The organism is Streptomyces sp. NPDC007971, from assembly GCF_042958635.1.
Taxonomy (GTDB): domain Bacteria; phylum Actinomycetota; class Actinomycetes; order Streptomycetales; family Streptomycetaceae; genus Streptomyces.
In genome coordinates, this window is the sequence record NZ_JBIBJK010000007.1 from 109,431 (window position 1) to 134,422 (window position 24,992).

General features: G+C 74.5%; 23 protein-coding genes and 1 pseudogene. 17 read left to right on the forward strand and 7 right to left on the reverse strand.

The features are described 5' to 3' along the window. The first annotated feature begins 17 nt into the window (after positions 1-17). From ACFZCP_RS16365 to ACFZCP_RS16380, 4 genes and pseudogenes are all read left to right on the forward strand, one after another. Positions 18-1,793 carry a CocE/NonD family hydrolase gene (locus ACFZCP_RS16365; RefSeq protein WP_391427688.1) on the forward strand — a complete coding sequence of 592 codons (1,776 nt, stop codon included), beginning with the start codon at positions 18-20 and terminating at the stop codon, positions 1,791-1,793. Positions 1,794-1,858: 65 nt separating this feature from the next. After that, a complete protein-coding gene (locus tag ACFZCP_RS16370) occupies positions 1,859-2,410 on the forward strand; it encodes a GNAT family N-acetyltransferase (RefSeq protein WP_391427689.1) in 552 nt (183 codons plus the stop codon). 49 nt (positions 2,411-2,459) lie between these two features. Further along, positions 2,460-2,774, forward strand: a pseudogene (locus ACFZCP_RS16375) (arginase family protein); the annotation flags it as partial. Between the two features lie 133 nt (positions 2,775-2,907). Further along, complete coding sequence (locus ACFZCP_RS16380) at positions 2,908-4,869, forward strand: DUF5107 domain-containing protein (RefSeq protein ID WP_391427690.1); 1,962 nt, start codon at positions 2,908-2,910, stop codon at positions 4,867-4,869. 13 nt (positions 4,870-4,882) lie between these two features. On the opposite strand, the gene ACFZCP_RS16385 is transcribed toward ACFZCP_RS16380, so the two are convergent. After that, the gene (locus tag ACFZCP_RS16385; RefSeq protein ID WP_391427691.1) at positions 4,883-5,230 is read right to left on the reverse strand and encodes a VOC family protein; all 348 of its coding nucleotides are present in this window, start codon (positions 5,228-5,230) and stop codon (positions 4,883-4,885) included. A 92-nt stretch (positions 5,231-5,322) separates the two neighbouring features. Here ACFZCP_RS16385 and ACFZCP_RS16390 point away from each other — a divergent pair, with 92 nt between their 5' ends. The 4 genes from ACFZCP_RS16390 (at position 5,323) to ACFZCP_RS16405 (ending at position 9,990) form a co-directional block, all read left to right on the forward strand. Continuing rightward, positions 5,323-5,763 carry a phage holin family protein gene (locus ACFZCP_RS16390; RefSeq protein WP_391427692.1) on the forward strand — a complete coding sequence of 147 codons (441 nt, stop codon included), beginning with the start codon at positions 5,323-5,325 and terminating at the stop codon, positions 5,761-5,763. Between the two features lie 180 nt (positions 5,764-5,943). Continuing rightward, positions 5,944-7,311 carry an FAD-dependent oxidoreductase gene (locus ACFZCP_RS16395; RefSeq protein ID WP_391427693.1) on the forward strand — a complete coding sequence of 456 codons (1,368 nt, stop codon included), beginning with the start codon at positions 5,944-5,946 and terminating at the stop codon, positions 7,309-7,311. Between the two features lie 52 nt (positions 7,312-7,363). Continuing rightward, entirely contained in the window at positions 7,364-9,211 is a 1,848-nt protein-coding gene (locus ACFZCP_RS16400; protein ID WP_391427694.1) for a transketolase, read from the forward strand. A gap of 107 nt (positions 9,212-9,318) precedes the next feature. Further along, positions 9,319-9,990: a GvpL/GvpF family gas vesicle protein gene (locus tag ACFZCP_RS16405; protein ID WP_391427695.1), complete on the forward strand. Its 672-nt coding sequence runs from the start codon at positions 9,319-9,321 to the stop codon at positions 9,988-9,990. A 43-nt stretch (positions 9,991-10,033) separates the two neighbouring features. Here ACFZCP_RS16405 and ACFZCP_RS16410 read toward each other — a convergent pair whose 3' ends face one another. Both ACFZCP_RS16410 and ACFZCP_RS16415 read right to left on the reverse strand, forming a co-directional pair. Next, a complete protein-coding gene (locus ACFZCP_RS16410) occupies positions 10,034-10,855 on the reverse strand; it encodes a methyltransferase domain-containing protein (protein WP_391427696.1) in 822 nt (273 codons plus the stop codon). A 121-nt stretch (positions 10,856-10,976) separates the two neighbouring features. After that, entirely contained in the window at positions 10,977-12,467 is a 1,491-nt protein-coding gene (locus ACFZCP_RS16415; RefSeq protein ID WP_391427697.1) for a phosphatase PAP2 family protein, read from the reverse strand. 82 nt (positions 12,468-12,549) lie between these two features. Between ACFZCP_RS16415 and ACFZCP_RS16420 the strand changes: the two genes are divergently transcribed. From ACFZCP_RS16420 to ACFZCP_RS16430, 3 genes are all read left to right on the forward strand, one after another. Then, the gene (locus ACFZCP_RS16420) at positions 12,550-13,206 is read left to right on the forward strand and encodes a histidine phosphatase family protein (protein ID WP_391427698.1); all 657 of its coding nucleotides are present in this window, start codon (positions 12,550-12,552) and stop codon (positions 13,204-13,206) included. Between the two features lie 299 nt (positions 13,207-13,505). Then, a complete protein-coding gene (locus ACFZCP_RS16425) occupies positions 13,506-15,125 on the forward strand; it encodes an ATP-binding cassette domain-containing protein (RefSeq protein WP_391427699.1) in 1,620 nt (539 codons plus the stop codon). A gap of 126 nt (positions 15,126-15,251) precedes the next feature. Continuing rightward, complete coding sequence (locus ACFZCP_RS16430) at positions 15,252-15,539, forward strand: DUF6158 family protein (protein ID WP_391427700.1); 288 nt, start codon at positions 15,252-15,254, stop codon at positions 15,537-15,539. A gap of 104 nt (positions 15,540-15,643) precedes the next feature. Here ACFZCP_RS16430 and ACFZCP_RS16435 read toward each other — a convergent pair whose 3' ends face one another. Continuing rightward, positions 15,644-16,018 (reverse strand): DUF2795 domain-containing protein, encoded by a 375-nt coding sequence (locus ACFZCP_RS16435; RefSeq protein ID WP_391427701.1) that lies wholly within the window; start codon positions 16,016-16,018, stop codon positions 15,644-15,646. 408 nt (positions 16,019-16,426) lie between these two features. Between ACFZCP_RS16435 and ACFZCP_RS16440 the strand changes: the two genes are divergently transcribed. Further along, on the forward strand, positions 16,427-17,287 hold the full coding sequence (locus tag ACFZCP_RS16440) for a hypothetical protein (protein ID WP_391427702.1): 861 nt from the start codon (positions 16,427-16,429) through the stop codon (positions 17,285-17,287). Between the two features lie 216 nt (positions 17,288-17,503). Further along, the gene (locus ACFZCP_RS16445; protein WP_391427703.1) at positions 17,504-18,760 is read left to right on the forward strand and encodes an aminotransferase class I/II-fold pyridoxal phosphate-dependent enzyme; all 1,257 of its coding nucleotides are present in this window, start codon (positions 17,504-17,506) and stop codon (positions 18,758-18,760) included. Here ACFZCP_RS16445 and ACFZCP_RS16450 read toward each other — a convergent pair. Further along, positions 18,723-19,037 (reverse strand): hypothetical protein, encoded by a 315-nt coding sequence (locus tag ACFZCP_RS16450; protein ID WP_391427965.1) that lies wholly within the window; start codon positions 19,035-19,037, stop codon positions 18,723-18,725. The genes ACFZCP_RS16445 and ACFZCP_RS16450 overlap by 38 nt on opposite strands. Between ACFZCP_RS16450 and ACFZCP_RS16455 the strand changes: the two genes are divergently transcribed. Next, positions 18,922-20,043, forward strand: a complete 1,122-nt coding sequence (locus ACFZCP_RS16455; protein ID WP_391427704.1) for an MBL fold metallo-hydrolase — start codon at positions 18,922-18,924, stop codon at positions 20,041-20,043. The two genes, ACFZCP_RS16450 and ACFZCP_RS16455, sit on opposite strands and share 116 nt — an antisense overlap. Before the next feature lie 150 nt (positions 20,044-20,193). Here ACFZCP_RS16455 and ACFZCP_RS16460 read toward each other — a convergent pair whose 3' ends face one another. Together ACFZCP_RS16460 and ACFZCP_RS16465 are read right to left on the reverse strand one after the other, a co-directional pair. Continuing rightward, positions 20,194-20,829 (reverse strand): VTT domain-containing protein, encoded by a 636-nt coding sequence (locus tag ACFZCP_RS16460; RefSeq protein ID WP_391427705.1) that lies wholly within the window; start codon positions 20,827-20,829, stop codon positions 20,194-20,196. After that, positions 20,826-21,599 carry an MBL fold metallo-hydrolase gene (locus tag ACFZCP_RS16465; protein ID WP_391427706.1) on the reverse strand — a complete coding sequence of 258 codons (774 nt, stop codon included), beginning with the start codon at positions 21,597-21,599 and terminating at the stop codon, positions 20,826-20,828. Before ACFZCP_RS16465 ends, ACFZCP_RS16460 begins: the two co-directional genes overlap by 4 nt. A gap of 84 nt (positions 21,600-21,683) precedes the next feature. On the opposite strand from ACFZCP_RS16465, the gene ACFZCP_RS16470 reads away from it, so the two are divergent. From ACFZCP_RS16470 to ACFZCP_RS16480, 3 genes are all read left to right on the forward strand, one after another. After that, complete coding sequence (locus ACFZCP_RS16470) at positions 21,684-22,115, forward strand: hypothetical protein (RefSeq protein ID WP_391427707.1); 432 nt, start codon at positions 21,684-21,686, stop codon at positions 22,113-22,115. A 95-nt stretch (positions 22,116-22,210) separates the two neighbouring features. Continuing rightward, positions 22,211-24,340 carry a phage holin family protein gene (locus ACFZCP_RS16475; protein WP_391427708.1) on the forward strand — a complete coding sequence of 710 codons (2,130 nt, stop codon included), beginning with the start codon at positions 22,211-22,213 and terminating at the stop codon, positions 24,338-24,340. Positions 24,341-24,435: 95 nt separating this feature from the next. Further along, positions 24,436-24,861 carry an OsmC family peroxiredoxin gene (locus ACFZCP_RS16480; RefSeq protein ID WP_391427709.1) on the forward strand — a complete coding sequence of 142 codons (426 nt, stop codon included), beginning with the start codon at positions 24,436-24,438 and terminating at the stop codon, positions 24,859-24,861. Positions 24,862-24,992 lie beyond the last annotated feature (131 nt).

Sequence of the window (24,992 nt, forward strand, 5' to 3'; positions counted from 1 at the left end):
TCAGTGTGGAGGTCTCCGTGTTCCGACGCGCGCCCCGATTCCGGGCCCCGCTCGCCCTCGCCCTGGGTGCCGCGCTCGCCGCACCCCTCGCGCTCACCGCTCCGGTGGGCGCGACCGGTCAGTACACCGTCAGCGCCCTGAAGTTCACCGTCCGGGCGGGCGGCCGCACCTGCGCGGTGGACGCCGACCTCTACCGCCCCGCGGGCGTGGACGGCTCCCACCAGGCACCGGCCGTGCTCGCGACGAACGGCTTCGGCGGGAGCAAGTCCGACGGCGGGAGCCGCGCCGTCGGCAAGGCCCTGGCCGAGCGCGGTTACGTCTCCCTCGTCTACTCGGGACTCGGCTTCGGCAACTCCGGCTGCCTCATCTCGCTCGACGACCCGCGCATCGACGGTGCGGCCGCCTCCGCACTGGTCGACTTCCTGGGCCGGAAGCGGGCGGCCGACGACGGGACCCGGGCCGACTTCGTCACCCTCGACTCGGCCGGTGATCCGCGCGTCGGCATGATCGGCGGTTCCTACGGAGGTGCGATCCAGTTGGCGACGGCCGCCGTCGACCACCGCGTCGACGCGCTCGTGCCCCTGATCACCTGGAACGACCTGGCCTACTCGCTGGACCCGGACAGCGCCTCCACCACGGTGCCGGGCGCCTTCAAGTGGCAGTGGACCAACGGCTTCTACCTCATCGGCGAGAGCCAGCCGCTGACCGTGCCGAACCTCGACCCGTCCCGGATCAACTCCCTCACCTGTCTCCACTTCGTCAGCCGGGCCTGCGCCATGGTCCGCACCCTCAACTCCGGCAGCTACCCGGCCGGCGCCACCGCCCGGCTGCTCGCCTACGCCCGCAGTGTCTCCCCGGTCTCCTACCTGAGCCGCATCGAGGCGCCGGTCCTCCTGGTCCAGGGGCAGGCCGACACGCTGTTCAACCTCAACGAGGCGACGGCGACGTACCGCACGCTCAGGGCCCGGGGCACCACCGCCCGGATGATCTGGCAGTCCTGGGGCCACAGCGGCGGCATGAGCGATCCGGCCGCCGGTGAACTCGACCTCTCCCACGAGAACCTGGGGACCAGCTACGTCGGCAGGCGGATCCTCGCCTGGTTCGACCGCTACCTGCGGGGGCGCAAGGGTGCGGACATCGGACCGGCCCTCGCCTACTACCGTGACTGGATCACCGACCCCGACCGCACCTACGCCACCGCCGACCGGCTTCCCGCCCTCACCGAGAAGCTCTACCTCTCCGGCGACGGCAAGCTCGTCGACAACCGCAAGGAGGTCGCCCGGGGCAGCCGCACCTACACCAACCGGCTGTATCCCACGAGCCATTCGGAGAGCTCCCTCACCGGGATCCTCGGCCTGCCGGACCCGCCGCCGCACGACACCGCCGGCACCTTCCTGGGCTGGACCGGCGCACCGCTCGCCCGCACCACCGACGTCGTCGGCGCACCGCGGGCCACGCTCAGGGTCCTCTCGCCGGAGGCCGAGCGGACGCAGAACTCCGGCGACGGGGCCGACAGGCTCGTCCTGTTCGCCAAGCTGTACGACGTCGCGCCCGACGGCACCGCGACGCTGGTGCACCGGCTGGTCGCGCCGGTCCGCGTGCCCGATGTGACCCGCAGCTTCACGGTGACCCTGCCGGGCATCGTGCACCGCTTCGCCGAGGGGCACCGGCTGCGGTTGGTGATCGCGGCGAGCGACGACGCCTACTACGGCAACCGGGGCATCAAACCGGTCACGGTGGTCAGCGCGCCCCGGGACACGGGGGTGCTGGAACTGCCGGTGCTCGGCGGCTGAGCCACCCGGAGGGCGCCGCCCGCCGTGCGGGCCGTGCCGGGACCGGTGACGCGTAGGCTGGCCGGATGCCGACCAACGCATCCCGTTACCTCGCCGAAGGGCCCCGGGTGGGGATCCGCCCCTTCACCCTGGAGGACGGTCCCGAGTTCACGGCCAGAGCCAGGGAGAGCAAGGACCTGCACCGGCCATGGCTGTTCCCGCCCGACACCGACGAGGGCTACGCCGCCTACGCCGGTCCGCTGATCGAGGATCCGGCGAAGGCCGGGTTCCTCGTGTGTGCGAAGGACACCGGGAAGATCGCCGGGTTCATCAACATCAACAACATCGTCCGGGGCGGCTTCCAGTGCGGTGCGCTCGGGTACGGCGCCTTCGTGCACGCGGCCGGCCGGGGCCTGATGCGCGAGGGTCTGGAGCTGGTGGTCGACTACGCGTTCGGGCCGCTGGGGCTGCACCGGCTGGAGATCAACGCACAGCCCGACAACGTCCCTTCCGTCGCGATGGCACGGGGCGCCGGCTTCCGCCTGGAGGGCTTCTCACCCGCCATGATCTTCATCGACGGGGCCTGGCGGGACCACGAACGCTGGGCGCTGACCGTGGAGATGCGCTCCGGCGGCTGATCGTTCCCGGCCCTTCCGGCTGATCGTTTCTTCGATGAGGATGGACGGGATGGGGACGCTCGTCGTACTCGATGCACCCTCCCACCTGGGCCTGCGCCCGCCGGCCCCGGGCACCGTACCCGGCTGCTGCAAACTGGCCGGCGCCCTGCGGGAACAGCGCCTCCTGGAACGGTTGCAGGCACGAGAGGGCGGAGTCGTCGTACCCCCGCGCTACGACCGTGGCGACTGGCAGGAGGGCGACGACGTCTTCAACGCCGCCGCTCTCGCCGCCTACACCGTCAAGCTCGCCGACCGCATCGAGCACCACGTCCGCGCCGGTGACTTCCCCGTCGTCCTCGGCGGTGACTGCTCCATCCAGCTCGGCGACTCGACCATCTACGACCCCGACCTCGACCCGGACGGCACCGCCGGCGCGCTGCTCGCCGACGCGGTCGTGGACGCCTTTGCGCAATCCTGACCGGCAGCGCCCCTGGCCGACTTCCCGCACGCCGGGTTCCATGGTCATCGTGACGAGGATCCGACGTGAGGTACTGACCCTGCCCGCCGCGCAGTTGGGCCCCGACAACCCCCTGCCCCCGCTCCGCCCGCTCGACGAGGTCCACTGCACCGACGAGCGGGAGCGCGAGGACATGCCCCGGGACATGGCCCGGCAGCTCGGGTACGAACCGCTGCGCAGCCTGCTGCCGGCGAGGGTGCGGGACGGGTACGGCAGAGCTCGCGAGCCCCGCGCACTCGACGCCCTGGTGATCGAGAACGACCGGCTGCGCGCCACCGTCCTGCCCGGCCTCGGCGGCCGCATCGCCTCCCTGGTCCACCTGCCCACCCGACGCGAACTCCTCTACCGCAACCCGGTGTTCCAGCCCGCCAACTTCGCCCTCAACGGCGCCTGGTACTCCGGCGGCATCGAATGGAACATCGGTGCCACCGGGCACACCACCCTGTCCTGCGCGCCGCTGCACGCCGCCCGGGTCCCCGCCCCGGACGGCGGAGAGATGCTGCGCCTGTGGGAGTGGGAGCGGCTGCGAGACCTGCCCTTCCAGGTCGACCTGTGGCTCCCGGACGGCTCCGACTTCCTCCACGTCGGCGTCCGCATCCGCAACCCGCACGAGCACCCGGTGCCCACGTACTGGTGGTCCAACACCGCCGTGCCCGAGGACCGCCGGATCCTCGTCCCGGCCGAGGAGGCCTGGCAGTTCGGGCACGAGCGCCGCCTGCGCCGGGTCCCCGTCCCCTCGTACGACGGCGTCGACCGCACCCACCCGCTCAACAGCCCCTACGCCGCGGACTACTTCTACGAGGTCCCCGACGGCCGGCGCCGCTGGATCGCCGCGCTGGACGCGGACGGGCACGGACTGGTGCAGACCTCCACCGACGTGCTGCGCGGCCGCAAGCTGTTCGTGTGGGGGAGCGGCCCCGGCGGACGGCGCTGGCAGCAGTGGCTCACCGAGCCCGGCACCGGCGGCTACTGCGAGATCCAGGCGGGGCTCGCCCGCACGCAGCTGGAGCACGTCCGCCTGGAACCGGAGAGCGAGATGTCCTGGCTGGAAGCGTACGGGCCGCTCGACGCACCCCGGGACGGCGAGTGGACGACGGTCGTCCGGGGCGCCGAGGAACGGCTCGACGCCGCCTTGCCGCGCACCCGCATCGAGGAGGCGTACGCGGCCTGGAAGCCGTACGCCGACGCCGAACCCGGGGAGGTCCTGGCCGCCGGTTCCGGCTGGGGCGCACTCGAAGTGCTGCGCGCCGACCGGAAGCTGCCCGGCACGCCGTTCCCCGAGTCCACCCTCGGCGAGGCCGAGGCGCCCTGGCTGGAGCTGCTGCGCACCGGCTGTCTGCCGGAGCCGCGCCGGGTCCGCCCGCCCGGCCAGACCCTCGTCGCCCCGCACTGGCGGGACATGCTGGAGACCGCGCCCGCCACCCCGCACACCGAGTACCACCTCGGCGTCGCCCAGTGGCACGCGGGGGACCGCGCGCAGGCGGTCCGCAGCTGGGAGCGGGCGCTGCAGCTCGCGCCGTCGCTGTGGCCGTCGCTGCGCTGCCTGGCCGTGGCCGACCAGGAGTCCGGCCACCACGAGCGGGCCGCCGAACGGTACGCGGAGGCCTTCGACGACCTGTGCCGCGAGCGCCGCGACGACGGCGAGGCCTGGACGGCCGCCGTGGCCGCGCTCGGCAGCGAGACGCTTCAGGCGCTGCTGCGGGTCCGGCGGACGGCGGACGCCCGCGCCGTCTGGGAGCGGCTGCGGCCCGCCGTCCGCCGGCGCGGCAGGTTCCGGCTGCTGGAGGCCGAACTGCTCCTCGCGGAAGGACGGCGCGCCGGGGCCCGGGCGGTCTTCGAGGACGGGTTCGAGCCGGCCGACCTGCGCGAGGGAGCGGACGCGATCGGCCGGCTGTGGGCCCGTCTCACCGACGAGCCGCTGCCCGCGCCCTACGACTTCCGGATGCGGCCGGACGCGTCCTGAGCGGTCGGCCGGCTCAGCCCCCCTGGTCGACGTACTCGAAGATCGAGCCGTCCGGATGCATCGCGAGCAGGTTGCGGCCCACCGGGGTCGGCAGCGGGCCCGCGATGATCCGGGCACCGAGGTCCGAGAGCAGCCGGTGGGCCTCCGCGACGTCCTTCACGGCGATCGTCGCGGCCACCTTGCGCAGTACCTCCAGCTCGGTCTCGGGTCCGCTCATCAGCAGGAACGACCCGATCGCGGCAACCTGCACACCGCCGCGTTCGAACCGGAGCGCGTCGCCGCCAGTGAGACGCTCGTAGAAGGGGATCGCGGTGTCGAGGTCGTCGACGCAGATGCGCAGCGAGGCGCCCAGAATCTCCATGCGGACGAGCCTAGTTGGGGCGGCCGGGCCCGCACAGGCCATGGCCGTGGCCTGTGCCGTTACACCCGGTGTCCTGCGGGTACCCGCAGTACATGGACCGCATGGATCACCTGGAACACCTGGACAAGCACCTGGTCGAGGAGCTGGCGCAGGTGGCACGAGAGACGGTGCGCGACGAGCTGCGCGAGCAGACCCGCAAGCAGCGCCGCACGGCCATGCTCTACGCCGCCTCCGGAGCCGTCGCCCTGTACGCGGGCGGCGCGCTCGCACTCGCCCTGGGTCTCGGCCTGGCGGCCGGCCTGCCCGGCTGGGCCGCCGCACTGATCACCGCGGCGATCCTGGGCGTGATCGCCTTCGCCCTGCGCGGCGCCGCCCACCCGAAGCATCCGCACCCCTCCGCCCCGGGCCGTGTGATCGGCGGCACGGCGCCGGGCGCCCCGCCCGGCGGATTCGGCATGCCCTACCCGCCGATGCCCTCCGAGTCTCCGCCCCGCCCGCCCCTGGACCCCGAGGGCCCGCACCACCGGGCCTGACCCCGGCTGCGTCGAGCATCAGGCCTGCCGGGACGCCGACGGAGGGGCCGGCCGGAACGCCGCCGTGACGTCGGCCGGGAGGAGCTGCGACCGGCGTCCGGGTGAGGCCGACGGCGTTTGGGTGCCCCCGGCCCGGATACGCGGAATGCCTCCAAGGAGCCACACCGCCGGAGGCACACCGTGAGTCGACCCCGCGTCGTGATCGTCGGCGCCGGTTTCGCCGGGTACCGGGCCGCCCGCACCCTCGCCCGGCTGACCCGGGGCCGTGCCCGCATCACCCTGCTCAACCCGACCGACTACTTCCTTTATCTGCCTCTGCTGCCCCAGGTCGCCGCCGGGATCCTGGAGGCCCGCAGGGTCACCGTCTCGCTGCCCGGCACCCTGCACGGTGTGCGGCTGGTGCTCGGCGAGGCCGACGGCGTCGACCCGGACGGGTGCACGGTCTCCTACACCGACCCCGAAGGCGGCAGCGGGACCCTCGGCTACGAGCGGCTGGTGCTGGCCGTGGGCAGTGTCAACAAGCTGCTGCCGATCCCCGGAGTCGCCGAGCACGCCCACGGGTTCCGCGGGCTGCCCGAGGCGCTGTACCTGCGCGACCACGTGACCCGCCAGGTGGAACTCGCGGCCACCACCGAGGACCCGGAAACCCGCGCGGCACGGTGCACCTTCGTCGTGGTCGGCGCCGGCTACACCGGCACCGAGGTGGCCGCGCAGCTGCAGATGCTCACCCACAGCCTCGTGCGCCGGCAGCTGCCCGGCTCCCGGCCGCCGCGCTGGATCCTGCTGGACGTCGCCCCCCGGGTCCTGCCCGAGCTGGACGAGCGGCTGTCCCGGACGGCCGACCGGGTGCTGCGCGAGCGCGGCGTCGAGGTACGCACGGGGACCTCGGTGAAGGAGGCCACGCCCGACGGGGTGCTGCTCGGCGACGGTGAGCCGGTGGCGACGCGGACCCTGGTGTGGTGCGTCGGGGTCCGCCCCGACCCGCTGGTCGAGGCGGTCGGGCAGCCCCTGGAACAGGGTCGGCTGATCGTGGACCCCTACCTCCGGATGCCGGGCTGCCCCGACGTGTTCGCCTGCGGCGACGCCGCCGCCGTGCCCGATCTGGGACAGCCCGGCAGCTTCACCCCCATGACCGCCCAGCACGCCTGGCGGCAGGGCAAGGTCGCAGGCGAGAACGTGGCCGCCTCGCTCGGCCTCGGCCGGCGCCCGCGCGCCTACCGCCACCGCGACCTCGGTTTCGCCGTCGACCTCGGCGGCGCCCAGGCCGCCGCCAACCCCTTCGGCATCCCGCTGTCCGGGCCCCCGGCCGGCGCGGTCACCCGCGGCTACCACCTGGCCGCGCTGCCCGGCAACCGCATCCGGGTCGCCGCCGACTGGCTCCTGGACGCCGTACTCCCGCGCCAGGGCGTCCAGTTGGGCCTGGTGCGCTCCTGGTCGGTGCCGCTGGAGTCGGCGTCGCCGGAATTGGCACGCGCACCCGGTGCACCACCCCGCCCGGGCGGTCCCGCAGGCGACCGGCCCGGCTCCGGGCACCCCCCTCTTCCCTAGCCCCCAGCCCCCGCGGAACACCCGGGCTCCCGGGTGCAGCAGAAGGAGACCCATGAACACCGCCGAACTCGCCGAACTCGGGCAGCAGTTGCGCGTGGACAGCGTGCGGGCCGCCGCCGCGGCCGGCTCCGGCCATCCGACCTCCTCGATGTCCGCCGCCGACCTGATGGCCGTTCTGTTCGCGCACCATCTGCGCTACGACTTCGAGCGCCCCGAACACCCCGCCAACGACCGCTTCGTCCTGTCCAAGGGACACGCCTCGCCGCTGCTGTACTCCGCCTACAAGGCGGCCGGTGTCATCGACGACGGCGAACTGCTCACCTTCCGCAAGATCGGCAGCCGCCTCGAAGGACACCCCACACCGCGCCGGCTCCCGTGGGTGGAGACCGCCACCGGCTCCCTGGGCCAGGGCCTGCCCGTCGGCGTCGGCATCGCCCTCGCCGGCAAGCGGCTGGACCGCTCCGGCCACCGGGTGTGGGTGCTGTGCGGCGACAGCGAGCTGGCCGAGGGCTCCGTGTGGGAGGCCGCCGAGCACGCCGGACACGAGCACCTGGACAACCTCGTCGCGATCGTGGACGTCAACCGGCTCGGCCAGCGCGGCCCGACCCGGCACGGCCACGACCTGGACGCCTACGCCCGCCGCTTCCGGGCCTTCGACTGGCACACCGTCGAGGTCGACGGGCACGACGTCGAGGCCGTCGACCGGGCCTTCGCCGAGGCCGTGTCGACGAACGGGCAGCCCACCGTGATCCTCGCCCGCACCCTCAAGGGCAAGGGCGTCGCCGCCGTGCAGGACCGTGAAGGACTGCACGGCAAGCCGCTGCCCGATCCCGAGGAGGCCGTCGCCGAACTGGGCGGCCGGCGCGACCTGCACGTCCGGGTCGGCGAACCGCCCGCCGCCGCGGTGCTGCGCTCCGCCACCACCGAGGTGCTCCAGCTGCCGCGCTACGACCTGGGTGACGAGGTCGCCACCCGCGACGCCTTCGGCAGTGCCCTCGCGGCACTCGGCACCGCACGCGGCGACATCGTCGCCCTGGACGGCGAGGTCGGCGACTCCACCCGTACCGAGATGTTCGCCAAGGAGCACCCCGACCGCTTCTTCGAGTGCTACATCGCCGAACAGCAGCTCGTCGCCGCGGCCGTCGGCATGGCGGTACGCGGCTGGGTGCCGTACGCCTCCACGTTCGCGGCCTTCTTCACCCGCGCCCACGACTTCGTGCGCATGGCCTCCATCAGCGGCTCCGGGATCAACCTGGTCGGCTCGCACGCGGGGGTCGCGATCGGGCAGGACGGGCCCTCGCAGATGGGCCTGGAGGACCTGGCGATGTTCCGGTCCGTGTACGGCTCGACCGTGCTCTACCCGTGCGACGCCAACCAGACCGCCCGCCTCGTCTCCGAGATGGCCGCGCTCGACGGCATCCGCTATCTGCGCACCTCGCGCGGCGCGAGCCCGGTGATCTACGGCCCGGACGAGGAGTTCCCGGTCGGCGGCAGCAAGGTGCTGCGGGCCGGCGACCAGGACCGGCTGACCGTGGTTGCGGCCGGGGTCACCGTGCACGAGGCGCTGGCCGCCGCCGACCGGCTCGCCGAGGACGGCATCGCGGTGCGGGTGATCGACCTCTACTCCGTCAAGCCCGTCGACGGGGAGACCCTGCGCCGGGCCGCCGAGGAGACCGGCTGCCTGATGACCGTCGAGGACCACCACGAGCAGGGCGGCCTGGGCGACGCCGTCGCCGAGGCGTTCGGCGACGGCCGGCCGGTGCCCCGTCTGGTGAGGCTCGCGGTGCGCACCATGCCGGGATCGGCCGCCCCCGACGAGCAGCTGCACGCGGCCGGCATCGACGCCCTCGGCATCGCGGCCGCGGCGAAACTGCTGGTCGAGGAGGTGGTCGTGCCCTGATCCCAACGGATGCCTGGAAGGTCGTCCCCCGGCCCGCCGGCCTCTCGGTCGACAGGGCGGGGGAGATGGGATCGACTGGAAGCCGGCCGTGTGCCGAAGGAGGACCGATGACCGGACTGCGCTACGTCTACGCCGTCTGCCGGCCCCTCGGAGCACCCCTGCAGGCCGAGCTGACGGGCGTCGGGGGCGCACCGGCGGCGCTGCTGCACCACCACGGGCTGGTCGCGGTCGTCAGCACGGTCCCGGAGGACGACTTCTGCGAGGAGGCCCTGCAGGCCCGCATGGCGGACCGCGACTGGGTGGCGGCCATGGCCCGGGCCCACGAGGGAGTGATCGACGCGCTCACCACCGTCACCACCCCGCTGCCGCTGCGGCCCGCCACCGTGTGTCCGGACGACAGCGGGGTCCGGACGATGATCGAGGCCCGCGGGGACGATTTCCGGCACACCCTCGACCGGCTGGAGGGCCGGGTGGAGTGGGGCGTCAGGGCGTACACGGAGAGCGGGCCGGGCGGCGAGACGTCCGCCCGCGCCCTGCACGAGCGGCTCGCCCGGCACGCCGAGGACGTCCGGCTGCATGCGCCGCCCACACCCGCACGGACCGCCGCACCGGGCCGCACCGTGCTCGACGCGGCCTATCTGGTGTCGCGGGCGGACTCCGAGCGGTTCGTGGAACTGGTGGACCGCGCGAAGGACGACTCGCCCGGGATCCGGGTGGAGCTGTCCGGACCCTGGGCCGCCTACTCGTTCACCGGGGAGTTCACCCACGAGGAAGGGTGACCGCCGGGGCGCCGGCGGTCCGGGCAGCCGGGCCCCCGGCGCTTCAGGGCGCCTTGCGGCACAGGATCTCGCCGTGCAGGACCGTGAACCAGCCGTCCTCCCGACGGCCCCACTCCCGCCAGGCCTCGGACACCGCCCGCAGCTGTTCCGCCGTCGCGTGACCCCCCTCGACGGCCCGCCCGGCGTAGGCCGAGGCCAGGGTGCGGTCCGCCCACAGCCCGCTCCACCAGGCCCGCTCCCCGGGCGTGGCGTACGTCCAGGTGCCGGAGGTGGCCGTGATCTCCCGCAGGCCCGCGGCCATCGCCCATGCCTTGAGCCGGCGTCCGGCGTCGGGCTCGCCGCCGTTGGCCCGGGCGACCCGCTCGTACAGGTCCAGCCAGTCCTCCAGGCCCGGCACCGCCGGATACCAGGTCATCGCCGCGTAGTCCGCGTCGCGCACGGCGATGAACCCACCCGGTCTCGTCACCCGGTGCATCTCGCGCAGCGCCTGCACCGGGTCGCCCACGTGCTGGAGCACCTGGTGGGCGTGGACCACGCAGAAGGTGTCGTCGGGGTGGTCCAGGGCGTGCACGTCGGCGACCGCGAAGTCCACGTTGGCCAGTCGGCGCGCGGCGGCCGTCTCACGGGCCTGCGCCAGGATCCCCGGCGCCCGGTCGACTCCGGTGACGTGCCCCTCGGGGACCAGCTCCGCCAGATCGGCGGTGATGGTCCCCGGCCCGCAGCCGATGTCCAGGATCTTCATGTGGGGCTTGAGCACACCGAGCAGGTAGGCCGCGGAGTTGGCGGCGGTCCGCCAGGTGTGCGACCGCAGCACCGACTCGTGGTGCCCGTGCGTGTAGACGGCACTCTCCTGCTTCTGCGGCATGGCTGTACCCCTCCTCGTCGTACCCGGTGCGGGGCCGGCGACCCCGTCCTGCGGCACGTCCCACGGTACGCGCGCATGCCGAATGATGAGACTCCCGTTTCACGATGCGGACTTGGACGGTTCACGGCAGGGGCCGGTAGACCGTCAGGGCCTCGGGCAGCTTCTCCACCAGCACATCCCCCCGCACCTCGGTGACCTCCCCGTCGTACGCCAGGGGTGTCCCCGGGGTGAGACCGGTCAGCCGCAGCCGCTTCACCTGCACCGCCGCGTGGGCCGGGGAACGGGTCAGCGGACCCGCCGCCGCGGCCGCCAGCAGCCGCAGCGCGGGCAGGCGGCTGCCGTGCACCACCCGCACGTCCAGCAGCCCGTCCGCCAGGTCGGTGCGGCGGCCGGGCGCCAGCCCCATCCGGCGGTAGACGCCGTTGCCCACGAACAGCAGCCACAACGGGCGGCGCCTGCCGCCGATTTCGGCCACCAGCGGATGCCGGCCCTCGCGCAGCACCTGCAACGCCCCGAACATCCCGGCGGGCCAGCCGCCGATCCGCGACGACCAGCGCTCCCGCTCGCGCACCAGCTCCGGATAGACGCCCAGGCTCAGCGTGTTCAGGAAGACACCCTCGCGGTCACCGGCGGCGAACCGTCCGACGTCCACCCGGACCGCCTCGCCCCGGCACACCGCAGCGGCCGCCCCGCGCTCGTCCTCCACCCCCAGGTCGTGGGCGAAGTGGTTGAGCGTGCCGCCGGGCACCACCGCGAGGGGCAGTCCGTGCCGCAGCGCGACCGCGGCCGCCGCGTTCGCCGTCCCGTCGCCCCCGCACACCCCGAGCGCCCGCGCCCGCGCGGCCGCCTTCTCCAACTCGGCTCCCACGTCCTGGGGTTCGCACTCCAGGACCTCCGCCCCCGGCAGCGCGTCGCGCAGCGCGCGGACCCGCTCCGAGGGGCCCGAGGCCCGGTTGGCGACGACCACGAGCCCCTCGCCCCCGGTCAGGGACGGCACCTTCGCCCTCGGCCGGGCCGGCGGCGCGGCCTGCGGCCTGGTCGGCACCAGCGCCCGCACGGCGAACGCGGCTCCCGCGCCCAGCGCCGCCCCCACGAGGACATCGCTCGGGAAGTGCACGCCCGTGTAGACGCGGGAGGCGGCCACGGAGAACGCCACCGGCGCCACCAGTGCCCCCCACGCCGGGGACTCCAGGGCCACCCCGGTCGCGAAGGCGGCGGCCGACGCGGCGTGACCCGACGGGAAGGAGGTGGTGAAAGGCTGCCGATCCAGCCGCCGCACCAGCGGCACCGGGTCCAGCACCGGCCGCGGGCGGCGCACCGACCGCTTGCCGAGGGTGTTGATGGCCAGCGAGGCCATGCCCAGCGAGGCGACCCCGCGGACGGCGGCCCGCCGGGCCCGCGGCGTACGGCTCGCCGCGATCGCGGCGGCCGCCGCGAACCACAGCACACCGTGGTTCGCGCTCCGGCTCAGCCTCGGCAGCACCCGCTCGGCGCCGGGCCAGTGCCAGCCGGCGGCGGCCTCGAAGAGGCGGCCGTCCAGGGTGAGCAGCCGCTCGCGCAGGGCGTGCCGGCCGGTCGTCGGGGCGACGGTCAGATCGAAGTCTGGGCTCATGGGGGTCCGGTTACCCTGAAGCGGCCGATTCCTTTGTCCGCGTACGCCCGACGGCGTGACCCGACGCGAGAGGATCCCCCGGATGCGCCTGCTCCTCATACGCCACGGACAGACCCCCTCCAACGTCGACCGCCTGCTGGACACCGCCGTACCCGGTCCCGGACTGACCCCGCTCGGCGAGCGGCAGGCCGCCGCCCTGCCCGAGGCGCTCGCGGACGAGGACATCGAGGCCCTCTACGTCTCCCCCCTGACCCGCACCCGGCTCACGGCCGCCCCGCTGGCCGCCGCCCGCGGCCTCGACATGATCATCCGCGCGGGCCTGCGCGAGCTGTCTGCCGGGGACCTGGAGATGCGGCCCGGCGACTCCCCGGAGGGCGAGCTGTACCTGCGCACGGTGTTCGCCTGGGCGGCCGGGGACACGGCGCTCAGGATCCCCGGCGGGGAGAGCGGCACGGAGGCCCTGGCCCGGTTCGACGCCGTGATCGCCGAGGCTGCGGCGAGCGGCGCCGGCACCGTCGCCGTGATCGGCCACGGTGCCGCCATCCGGGTGTGGACCGCCGCCCGCGCCGGCAACGTCGAGGTGGCCTTCGCCGCCGCCCGCCCGCTGCGGAACACCGGCGTGGTCGCCCTGGAGGGCTCCCCGTCGGACGGTTTCCGGGCACTGTCCTGGGCCGGCGCCGCGGTCGTACCGGCGGGGGAGGGCGGCCCGGCCGGAGAGCCCGTGGACGCGGCGGGTTGACGCGACGAGCGGCCGGGCCCGCCCCCGGATCCCGCGGACCCCGAACGACGGGTGTCCGCCCCGAAACCGGTCGGCTCCACGCTCGAAGCGATCATCGTCGGCGCCCAGGTGATCACCTGCCGTCCCGTGGCGGACGACTGCCCGGCCGCCCGCCGCGCGTACGGACGGGTGCTCACGGTAGGTACGAACGGGCGCTCGCCGTGCGACCGACGGATACGCGCCGTACCGGCGGTGAGCGTCGGCCGTACCGCCGATATGCGTTTGCCCCAGGTCGGTGGCGCCCCACAGAATGCCTCTTCATGGGACATCTGGAAGCCGCGCACCTCGAGTACTACCTCCCCGACGGGAGGGCGCTGCTCGGCGACGTCTCCTTCCGGGTCGGCGAAGGCGCCGCCGTGGCGCTGGTCGGCCCGAACGGCGCCGGCAAGACGACCCTGCTCCGGCTGATCGCGGGCGAGCTGAAACCGCACGGCGGCACCGTCACCGTCAGCGGTGGCCTCGGCGTGATGCGCCAGTTCGTGGGCTCCGTGCGCGACGAGACGACCGTACGCGACCTGCTGGTCTCCGTCGCCCCGCCCCGCATCCGCGAGGCGGCGAAGGCGGTCGACGTGGCCGAGCACGCCATCATGACCGTCGACGACGAGGCCGCCCAGCTGAAGTACGCCCAGGCCCTCGCCGACTGGGCGGAGGCGCGCGGCTACGAGGCCGAGACCCTGTGGGACATGTGCACCACCGCCGCGCTCGGCATGCCCTACGAGCGGGCCCAGTGGCGCCGGGTGAGCACCCTCTCCGGCGGTGAGCAGAAGCGCCTCGTCCTGGAGGCGCTGCTGCGCGGCACCGACGAGGTGCTGCTGCTGGACGAGCCGGACAACTACCTGGACGTGCCCGGCAAGCGGTGGCTGGAACAGCAGTTGAAGGAGACCCGCAAGACGGTCCTGTTCGTCTCCCACGACCGTGAACTCCTCGCCCGTGCGGCCGGGAAGATCGTCTCCGTGGAGCCCGGCCCGGCCGGTGCCGACGCCTGGGTGCACGGCGGCGGCTTCGCCACCTACCACGAGGCCCGCCGCGAACGCTTCGCCCGCTTCGAGGAGTTGCGCCGCCGCTGGGACGAGAAGCACGCCCAGCTGAAGAAGCTGGTCCTGAACCTCCGCCAGGCGGCGGAGAACAGCGCCGACCTGGCCTCCCGCTACCGGGCCGCGCAGACCCGCCTGCGCAAGTTCGAGGAGGTGGGGCCGCCGCCCGAGCCGCCCCGTGAGCAGGACATCACCATGCGGCTGAAGGGCGGCCGCACCGGCGTACGCGCCGTCACCTGCAAGCGCCTGGAACTGACCGGCCTGATGAACCCCTTCGACCTGGAGGTCTTCTACGGCGAACGGGTCGCCGTGCTCGGCTCCAACGGCTCGGGCAAGTCGCACTTCCTCAGGCTGCTCGCCGGGGAGGACGTGGCCCACACGGGGGAGTGGAAGCTGGGCGCGCGGGTCGTCCCCGGCCACTTCGCGCAGACCCACGCCCACCCGGAGCTGCAGGGCCGCACCCTCCTCGACATCCTGTGGAAGGAACATTCCCAGGACCGGGGCGCGGCCATGTCCCGGCTGCGCCGCTACGAACTGACGGGCCAGGCCGAACAGTCCTTCGACCGGCTCTCCGGCGGCCAGCAGGCCCGCTTCCAGATCCTCCTGCTGGAACTGCAGGGTGTCACCGCCCTGCTGCTGGACGAGCCGACCGACAACCTCGACCTGGAGTCCGCGGAGGCCCTCCAAGAGGGGCTGGAAGCCTTCGAGGGCACGGTCCTGGCGGTCACCCACGACCGCTGGTTCGCCCGTTCCTTCGACCGCTTCCTGGTCTTCGGCACGGACGGCCGTGTCCGCGAGACCTCCGAGCCGGTCTGGGACGAACGCCGGGTGGAACGGGCCCGGTAGCCCCCTGCGCGGATGCGGAGGCCCGGTGGCCGGGATGTTCGTACAGTGGTCTCAGGAACGCGAGCTTCACGGCTCCCTCCCGGAATCGCTCGGGGGCAGTGCATTCCGGGCGGGCGGCCGGACCGGATGAACGAACACGACGAGCGGGGCACCACCATGACCGGAGTCGACCCCAGCCGACTGGACGACACGCAGCTCATGAAAGAGCTGGAGACGATCCACCGCACGCGCCACGACACCCTCCTGTACGGCTCGAACGACGCGCTGCGGGCCCACAACGAGCGCATGGCGCAGCTCGAGGGCGAGTACCTGCGGCGCAACCCGCGCCGCCTGGTCAGCGCGGCCCGCACCCGTGAGGGCGCCCGCGGGCGCTGCTGCGGCGAGGCAGCGACTCCGGGCCCGTCCGGCTCCTGAGGCGACTTCACGCGGGCGGCGCCCCGGCCCGCCTCACCGGCACAGCCCTTCAGCACCGGGGGCCGGGCCACGGCCGATCCGCCCCCGACAGGCGTCCGGGCTCATCAGCCGCTCACCAGCGCCTCGGCCAGTTGCTGTACGTGGGCGTACCGTGACGAGCGCGGAAGCCTGCCCACCGCGTCGACCAGCGCGCCCGGGGCATTGCTCCGGCGCAGCGCCCGGGCCAGCTCGCCCGCGCTCGCGGGGAACGCGTGCCGGTTCAGACGCCGGGCCAGCTCCAGCCGCACCCGGTCCAGGGACGCCGGTGATCCGATACCGCCCACCGGCCCGCTCCAGACCTCCGGGTCGTCGTCGGCGGCCGGTTCCGGATCGTGCCATTCCTCCACGCGCGTCGGGTGCCCGGACCGGAGCAGGTCCCGCAGCTCGTGTTTCATCTCGTCGTCCCGATGGACGCTCAACCGGTCACTGCCTCGCTGCATGTCTTCCTCCAGAGCGGAGTGGGTCCGCACCGCGTACCCGGCTGCGGGCGGCCGACACGGGATCCGTCCGGTACGGCCGCCGCCCGCCCGGGCAGGCCGCCCGCGCGGTTTCCGGGGCTCCTCACAGCCGCTTCACGTATCCGGCGGACGGTCCGGCCGGCACCTGCCGAGTCACCTGCGCGAGAGAGGGAAAACCTGTCCGCAGTCGCCTGGGGGCGGGAGTGCGACGAGCGGCCGGCGGCCGGCCCCGGGGTCACCCGTTGGGCTGTTCGCGTCCCGCGAATGGGGTCCGGCCGCGCGCGGTGCGGCGGCAGGCGGGCTGTGATGGCAGGGAGGGCACGACCACCGTGCCCCGCCGTCCCGGCGGCCGCCGCCCGGTGTCCGCCGCCGTGCCGAGGAGCCCGCCCCATGCGCCGCACCGCCCGTGCCCTGTCCGTCGCCGTCCTGGCCGGTGCCGGGCTCTTCATAGCCGGGCCCACCGCCCTCGCCGCCCCCATGGTCCCGGGCGGCCCCGGCACGGGCCCGCCCGGTGTTCCCGCGGCCGCCTCCGTGCCCTGCGACGCCCCCGCCGGGCCGGTCCCCGACACCCTCGACCCCGTCTCCGGGGGCTTCGACGAGGGCGTCGTACCGTGCAAGGACGGGGGCGGCGACGGGAACGGCGACGACGGCACGCCGTGCCGGGCGGGCGAGACCTGTCGTGAGGCGGCCGCACCGCAGGAGGAGACCGGCCAGTACGACGGGACGGCACCGCGCGACGGGAGCGCGTCCCACGACGCGACGGTACCGAAGGAGGGAACCGGGTCCCACGACGAGTCCGTGCCCCACGAGGGGACCTCGTCCCATGACGCGACGGCGCCGCACGACGGAACCGCGTCCCACGACGAGTCCGTGCCCCACGACGGGACCTCGTCGCACGAGGCGACGGCGCCCCACGACGGGACCTCGTCCCATGAGGCGACGGCACCGCACGACGGGACCTCGTCCCACGACGGGGCCGCGGCGTGCCGGGACGGCGATGCCTGCACCGGTGGCGACCGTGAGTGCGGGGACTCGGGCGGCGCGTCCTGCGCGGGCGGACACACCTGCGGCGAGCCCGGCAAGGACGCCGACTGCGCCCCGGCGACCGTGGAGCACGGTGCCGACGCCGGGCGGGGAGGCACCTTCAACGACTCGGTCCCGGCCCTGGTCGCCGGCGGGATGCTGATCGCCGCCGCCTGTGGGGGCGCCCTCTACCGGCTGCTGGGCCGCAGAAGGCCCGCGGACGGCTGACGCACGGCGCCGCACGGGGCCGTCACGGGGCGATCCGGGGCACCGGCCTTGGAACGCCCCCGGAGGGGTACACACCATCCCGAAGGCACCAGCAGTGAGCACCGTCCCCACCAGCCAGGCAGCCGGCACCACGGAAGGGGCCACCGCACCGGCCGACGAGGGAGCACGGCCCGGACGGGAAGAGCACACGGCACCACGGACTGCGCGGAGGCGGACATGCGGCGGACGGACCCGGAGGGCCACGGCCCCGTCCGTTACGGGCCGCCCCTGCCCGGCGACGGCCTGCCGGTCCTCCCGGAGCTCGCCGCCGTCCTCGCCGCCGCGGCGGGCCGCGCCGACGCCCAGCCCGTCGGCGGCGCCCCCGCCCTGCTGGAGGCGGCCTGCGGCTACTGGACCCGGCGCGGACTGCCCTGCGTCCCCGACCGGGTGGCCGCCGGCCCCGGCGCCCCCGCCCTGCTGCTCGCCCTGACCGCGGCGGTCGCCGGCGACGACGGCGACGTGCTCGTGCCCCGCCCCTGCGCCGCCTGGTGGGCGCCCTACGCCCGACTGCTCGGCAGGCCCGTCTTCCACGTGCCGACCCCGGCCGAGAGCGGCGGCGTCCCGGATCCGTACGCCCTCCTGGAGACGGTCCGCCGGGTCCGGGACGAGGGCGGCCGGCCCCGGCTGCTGGTGCTCTCCGTCGCCGACGACCCCACCGCCACCGTCGCCCCGCCCGAACTGCTGCACGAGACCGCCGAGGCCGCGGCCGCCGAGGGCCTGCACCTGGTCAGCGACGAGACCTGGCGCGACACCCTGCACGCCCCGCACGCGACCGTTCTGCTCAGCCCCGCGGAGATGCTGCCCGACCGGGTCACCGTCGTCACCGACCTGGCCGGTGCCCTGCTGCCGCCCGGCTGGCCCGCCGCCGTCGCCCGCTTCCCCGCCGGGCAGGAGGGGGAGCGGCTCCACGCGCGCGTGCTCGACATCCTCACCGCGCTCGGCGCCCGGGTCGCCCAGCCGGTCGCCGCCGCGGCCGGGTACGCCCTCGACGAACCCGAGCCCGTCACCGAGCGCCGCGAGGCCTGCGTACGGCTGCACGCGCGCATGGCCGCCGCCGTGTACGACGCGGTCGTCGCGGGCGGCGCGCTCGCCCGGCCGCCGCAGGCCGGCCGTCATGTGTACGCCGACCTCGGCCCGCTGCGCGAGGCGCTCGAGGATCTGGGCGTCGGCGACGCCCAGGAACTGGAGGACCTCCTCACCGCCCGGCTCGGCATGCCGGCGCCCGGCGGCCACCGCTTCGGCGACGACCTCGGGGCGCTGCGCGTGCGGCTCGCCACGGGGCCGCTGCTGGGCGGCACGGACGACGAACGCACGGAATGCCTCAGGTCACCCTCACCGTTGGAACTGCCACACGTGCAACGTGCGTTGATCTCCTTGAGGTCGGCCCTGTGCGGCCTCAGCGACGACGCTCAGCGATGGGAGCCTCCTCGATGACGCAGCAGACGCATGAGCCCGGATCCGCCGCCACGAAGACCACCACGACTTCCGCGACCACAGTGACCGCCGTGCCCGGCACGCCCAGGGCGACCACCACGACCGCTACGACCGGCACGACCGGCACGACCAAGGCGACCGCCAGGGCTCCCATGCCTCCCATGGCTGCCACGGCTGCCACGTCGGCCACGTCGGCCACGGCCAAGGCGACCACCACGACCGGAGCGACCACTGCGGCCACGGCGACCGCGTCGAGCGGCGCGGCCCGCGTGCCCACGGCGCCCTCCCCCTTCGCGCCCCCCTTCCCGCCGCTGGCCGAACCCCGCCCGCTCGGTGAACACCGCGTGTGGCCACGGACCTTCCACGACCGGCTCACCGCCCCGCTGCCCGGCCTCAAGGCCTTCGCCCGCTTCGCCCGCGAGGGCTCCGTACGGCCCGGCCCCGAGGGCCTCGCCGACATCTCACGGCTGCCCTACGAGCCCGGCCCCCTGCCCCGCGCGGACACCCGCACGCTCTCCGTCTCCTGGGCGGGACACGCCAGTTGGATCGTCCGGATCGGCGGACTGACCGTGCTCACCGACCCGGTCTGGTCCCGGCGTATCCTCGGCACCCCGGCCCGCATCACCCCCGTCGGCGTGGCCTGGGAGAACCTGCCGCGCGTCGACGCGGTCGTCATCAGCCACAACCACTACGACCACCTGGACGCCCCGACCCTGCGCCGGCTCCCGCGCACGACCCCCGTGTTCGCGCCCGCCGGGCTCGGCGCCTGGTTCCGCAGACGCCGGTTCACCTGCGTCACCGAGCTGGACTGGTGGGAGGGCGCCGAACTGTCCGGGGTCCGCTTCGACTTCGTGCCCGCCCACCACTGGTCCAAGCGCACGCTCACCGACACCTGCCACAGCCTGTGGGGCGGCTGGGTCCTGACGGCGTCCGGCGGACAGCGCCTCTACTTCGCCGGCGACACCGGCTACGGCCACTGGTTCTCCCGTATCGGCCGCCGCTACCCGGGCATCGACCTCGCCCTCATGCCCATCGGCGCCTACGACCCGCGCTGGTGGCTCAGGGACGTCCACTGCGACCCGGAGGACGCGGTCCGGGCGACCGTGGACGTCGGCGCGCGCAGGATGGCCCCCATGCACTGGGGCACGTTCGTGCTCTCCGCGGAGCCGGTCATGGAGCCGCTCGCGCGGGTGCGGTCGGCCTGGGAGAAGGCGGGCCTGGACCGGGAGGACCTGTGGGACCTTCCGGTGGGCGCGTCGAGAGTGCTGGACCGGACTCCCTGAGGGGGCGGAACGCCGGCACGAGGCTTCGCCGGGTGGGCGCGACAAGCCGTGGCCCACCCGCACTCCGGCGCCGGGCGGTTCGCCGACGCCGCCACCGCGAAGAGCGCCGCGCCGCCCCGCACTCCGGCGCCGGGCGGTTCCCCGGCGGCGCTAGCGCGAAAAGCGCCGTACCGCATTCGGGACCGCGCTGATGACCACGGTCAGGGCGACCGCGGCCACGACGCCCTCCCACGGTTCGTCGAACAGCGACCCGCCGAGCACGCCGATCACCTGATACGTCAACGCCCATGCCAGACAAGCCGGCAGGTTCCCGCGGGTGAAGCGCCGCAAGGGCCACTCCGCCAGCAGACAGGCCAGCATCACCGGCAGCCGGCCGGCAGGCACCAGCCGGGACAGCACGAGCACGGCGACCCCGTGCTCGGCCAGCTGCTCGCGGGACCGGGCCAACCGCTCCTCCGGCGCCCGCACCCGTATCGCCTCCAGCCAGCGCGAGCCGCCCCGCGACCGCATCCCGCGCCGCCCCAGCCAGTACAGCGTCGCGTCCCCGAGGAAGGCCGCCAGCGACGCCGTCACGCAAACCAGCGCCAGCGAGAACGGCGCCGTCTGATGGAACGCCACCACCGCCGCCGAACTCACCAGCGCCCCGGTCGGTACCACCGGTACCAGCGCTCCGACGAGCACCAGCAGGAACAGGGACGGGTACCCGACCGCCTGCTGCGTGGACTGAGGCGGTGCCGTGGACGTCGCAGCAGCGGCCAGCGTCGCCGCGGCGGCCGTCCATCTCACCGCGCGACCTCCAGGCGCACGCTCTCCCCGTGGCCCAGCCGCTGCACCGCCACCTGGGGCGCGGCCGCGGCCGCCAGGCGCACGAACTCGTCGCCCGGCGCATGGAATTCGTGCGGGCGCACGGAGTCCATGCCGATCGGCCAGTACGTCCCGTAGTGCACCGGCACCGCCAGGCGCGGCTCCAGCCGGGCCAGCGCCTGTGCCGCCCGCCCCGCGTCCAGATGTCCCTCACCCAGGTACGGTCCCCAGCCGCCCACCGGAAGCAGCGCCACGTCCACCGGTCCGACGTGCTCCGCCATCGCGTCGAACAGGCCCGTGTCCCCGGCGAAGTAGGTCCGTGCCTCGCCCTGGACGACGTACCCGAGCGCGGGGGAGCGGTGGGGGCCGACGGGCAGCCGCCGCCCGTCGTGCCGTGCGGGCACCGCACGCACCAGCAGGTCACCGACCCGGACCTCCTCGCCCGGGGCCACCTCGGTGATGTGCAGCTGTCGCAGCCGGCGCAGACCGGGCACCGACCGGGGTGCGCCCCGGGGCACGAGCAGGCGCGTGCCCGGGGCGAGGGCCGCCAGCGACGGCAGGTGCAGGTGGTCGGCGTGCAGATGGGAGACGAGCGCGAGGTCCGCGCGGCGGGCCCCGGCAGGGGGCACGGCGCCCCGGCGGCGGCGCAGATGCGCGAGCCGGCGGGCGAACAGCGGGTCGGTGAGCACGCGTATGTTCGAGTCTTCGAGTGTGCAGGTGGCGTGACCCCACCAGGTGATCTCCACCGGCACCTTCTTCGCCTCCTTCGCGCGACTCCCCGAAGCCTACGGGCAGGAGTAGGGTCTGCGACGAAACCCGGAGGTGAGGGGGACGCCATGGGACAGTTGCGGGGTGCCTGCGGCCGGCTCGCGCCGGTGCGGGTCACCGCCATCGCCAGCCTGACGCCTCTGGAGGAGCTGGAGGCCGACCCCTTCCTGGTCGACTCGCGCAGCCAGCACGCCATGTGCGCCCGGTGGGCGGCGGACCACGGCTACGTGGTCGCGCGGGAACTTCTGGTCGGCGGGCTGCGCTTCGACCACTGCGCCCTGTGGGACGGGGTCCGGCCCGGCGTGGACCTGTTCGTCGCGCCCAGTCGGCGCGTGCTTGCGCGCGCCCTGTCCTCGGTGGAGGAGTTCACCGCCGAATGCGCCCGGCGCGGCGTGCGCGTGGAGACGGTGGGGCGCGCCGAGCCGTGCTACGACGCCCAGATGAAGGCACGGGTGCACCGGCGCCTTTCGATGCCGACGGCCGGGTACGACGGGCGGTAACGGCTCGCAGACCGGCACCGCGCGGCGCCGCCCTGTGTGACAAGGTGGACAACGGCCCGGGGAACGGGAGGGCCGGGACGTGAGGTGTGCGGGGCGTGCGGGGCGTACGGGGCGTACGGTGGCGACGGGTCGCCAGTCAGGTCGGACGGAGCGCCACGGTGTGGGCCGTCTCCACGCTCACCATGCTCGTCCTCGCCGGTCTCCTGCCCGACTTCCGGCTCCAGTCCGCCGACGGCGACAGCGCCACGCGGATAGCGGTCACCGCGGCGTGCGGCGCCGGTGCCTTCGGTGTGCTGTCGGCCGTGGTGTGGCCGCTCCTGGTCCGGCTGCTGCTGCTCGTGCCCGCCCTCGTCCTCGGCCTGCTGGTCTTCTTCCTCAACGGCTCCCTGCTCCTGCTCGCCCTGCGCATCAACCCCTCCGGGCGGGGCGAGGCCGCCCCGGAGACCGCCGTCATCGTGGCGGCCGTGATGTCGGCCGTCGCCTCGGCCACCGGGGCCGCCCTCGCCGTACGTGACGACGACGCCTACCGCCGCCGCCTGTTGCGTCTGGCGGACCGCCGGCGCAGAGCCGGGCCGCCGTGCGCGGCCACGCCCGGCCTGGTCTGTGTCCAACTGGACGGCGTCGGCCACGACGTCCTTTGCGACGCGGTCCGCAAGGGGCTGATGCCGACGGTCGCCCGCTGGCTGTCGACGGGCGACGGCATGCGGCCGACCCACCGGCTCACCCCCTGGCACACCGACTGGTCCAGCCAGACGGGCGCCAGCCAGCTCGGCATCCTGCACGGCAGCACCTTCGACGTGCCGGCCTTCCGCTGGTACGAGAAGGACCGCGGCGAGGTGATGGTGTGCAACCGTCCGACGAGCGCCGCGGAACTGCAGCGCCGCGCCGTCGAGCGGACCGGCGACGGCGGGTTGCTCACCGTCGACGGCGCGAGCCGCGGCAACCTGTTCAGCGGCGGCGCGGGCGAGCAGGCCCTCGTCCTGTCCATCGCCGCCCGCCGCCGCGGCCGGGAGAACCGTTCCCGCGCCGGCTACTTCGCGTACTTCTGCGACCCCGCCAACGCGGTCCGCACCGCGCTGTCCTTCGTCGCCGAGGTCGTTCGTGAGACCGGCCAGTCCGCCCGCGCACGGTTCCGGGGGCAGCGGCCCCGCGTGCGCCGCGGCGGCCTCTACCCGTTCGTGCGGGCCTTCGCCACGGTCGTCGAGCGGGACGTCGTGGTCGCCGCCGTGATGGGCGACCTGCTCGCCGGGCGCACCGCCGTCTACGCCGACCTCGTCGCCTACGACGAGGTCGCCCATCACTCCGGACCGCACAGCCGGGACGCCGAGAAGGTCCTGGCGCGCCTGGACCGGTCCCTCGCCCTCGTCGAGAAGGCCGCCGAACACGCCCCGCGCCCCTACCGGATCGTCGTCCTGTCCGACCACGGCCAGAGCCCCGGCGAGACCTTCCGTGCCCGCTACGGCCTCACCCTCGCCGACCTCGTCCGGGCGGGCTGCGGACTGCCCGTCTCCCGCAGGGCCGAAGGAACCCGCAGCGGCGCCGAGGCCCGCGCCGCCGTCCGCGCGGCGCTGCGCCGGCCTGTTCAGGACAAGAGCGAAGGGCACCGCCCGTCCCCCGCGCTGCGGGCGGGGGAACCCCCTTCACGCGTCGCTCCCGGCCCGGAACCGGTCGTGCTCGCCTCCGGCAACCTCGGCCTGGTCTCCTTCCCGGACGTGCCGCACCGCATGAGCAAGGAGGAGATCGAGGCCCGTCACCCCGCCCTGCTCACCACCCTCGCCAACCACCCCGGCATCGGCTTCCTGCTGGTGCGCAGCGAGGAGCACGACGGCGTGCTGCTCGGCCCGTACGGCACCGAGATCCCGCTGTCCGAGCTGGACGCCACACCCGGCCCGCTGGCCCCCTTCGGCCCCGGCGCCGCCGATGCCGTGCGCCGCACGCACTCCTTCCCGCACACCGCCGACATCATGGTCAACTCCTTCCACGACCCCGCCGACGGTGAAGTCCTCGCCTTCGAGGAGCAGATCGGCTCCCACGGCGGCCTCGGCGGCACCCAGTCCCGTCCCTTCCTGCTCTCACCGCTCACGCTGTCCGAGCCCCACGCCGAGGGCGAGCGTCTGACCGGCGCCGAGCAGGTGCACCGCGTCCTGCGCCGCTGGCTGCGCGAGGCGAACGGGCCGCAGGTACCGCTCACCACCACGGCGGCGGAGGAGGAGCGCGCCGCCTGATTCCGGAAGCCCGGTCTTCACGGTGCGGTGCGCCCGGATGTGATCGGATGGGAGACGGAACCCAAAGTCTCGGATCCCACGTGAAAGGAAGAGCCGTGGCAACCACGCGCACCGCACACACCGTCTGGGAAGGCAACCTCCTGGAGGGCACCGGCGTCGTCACCTTCGACTCCTCCGGCATCGGCGAGCAGCCGGTCTCGTGGCCGTCGCGCGCCGAGAAGGCGAACGGCAAGACCAGCCCCGAGGAGCTGATCGCCGCCGCCCACTCCAGCTGCTTCTCGATGGCCCTCTCGCACGGTCTGACCGGCGCCGGCACGCCGCCCACCCGCCTGGAGACCAAGGCCGACGTCACCTTCCAGCCCGGCGAGGGCATCACCGGCATCCACCTCACCGTCCGCGGTGCGGTGCCCGGCCTGGACGAGGACGGCTTCCGCTCCGCGGCCGAGGACGCCAAGAAGAACTGCCCGGTCAGCCAGGCCCTGACCGGTACGACCATCACCCTGACGGCCGAGCTGGCCTGACCCGGCCGTCGCCCGATGCCGCGTCCCGCCCGGGGCGCGGCATCACCGTTTCCGGGTACCCGTCCATTGACAAGGACGTACGCACGATCTGTGCTGGGAGTGCGGTCGGCACTCCGGCGGATCCGTCCTGG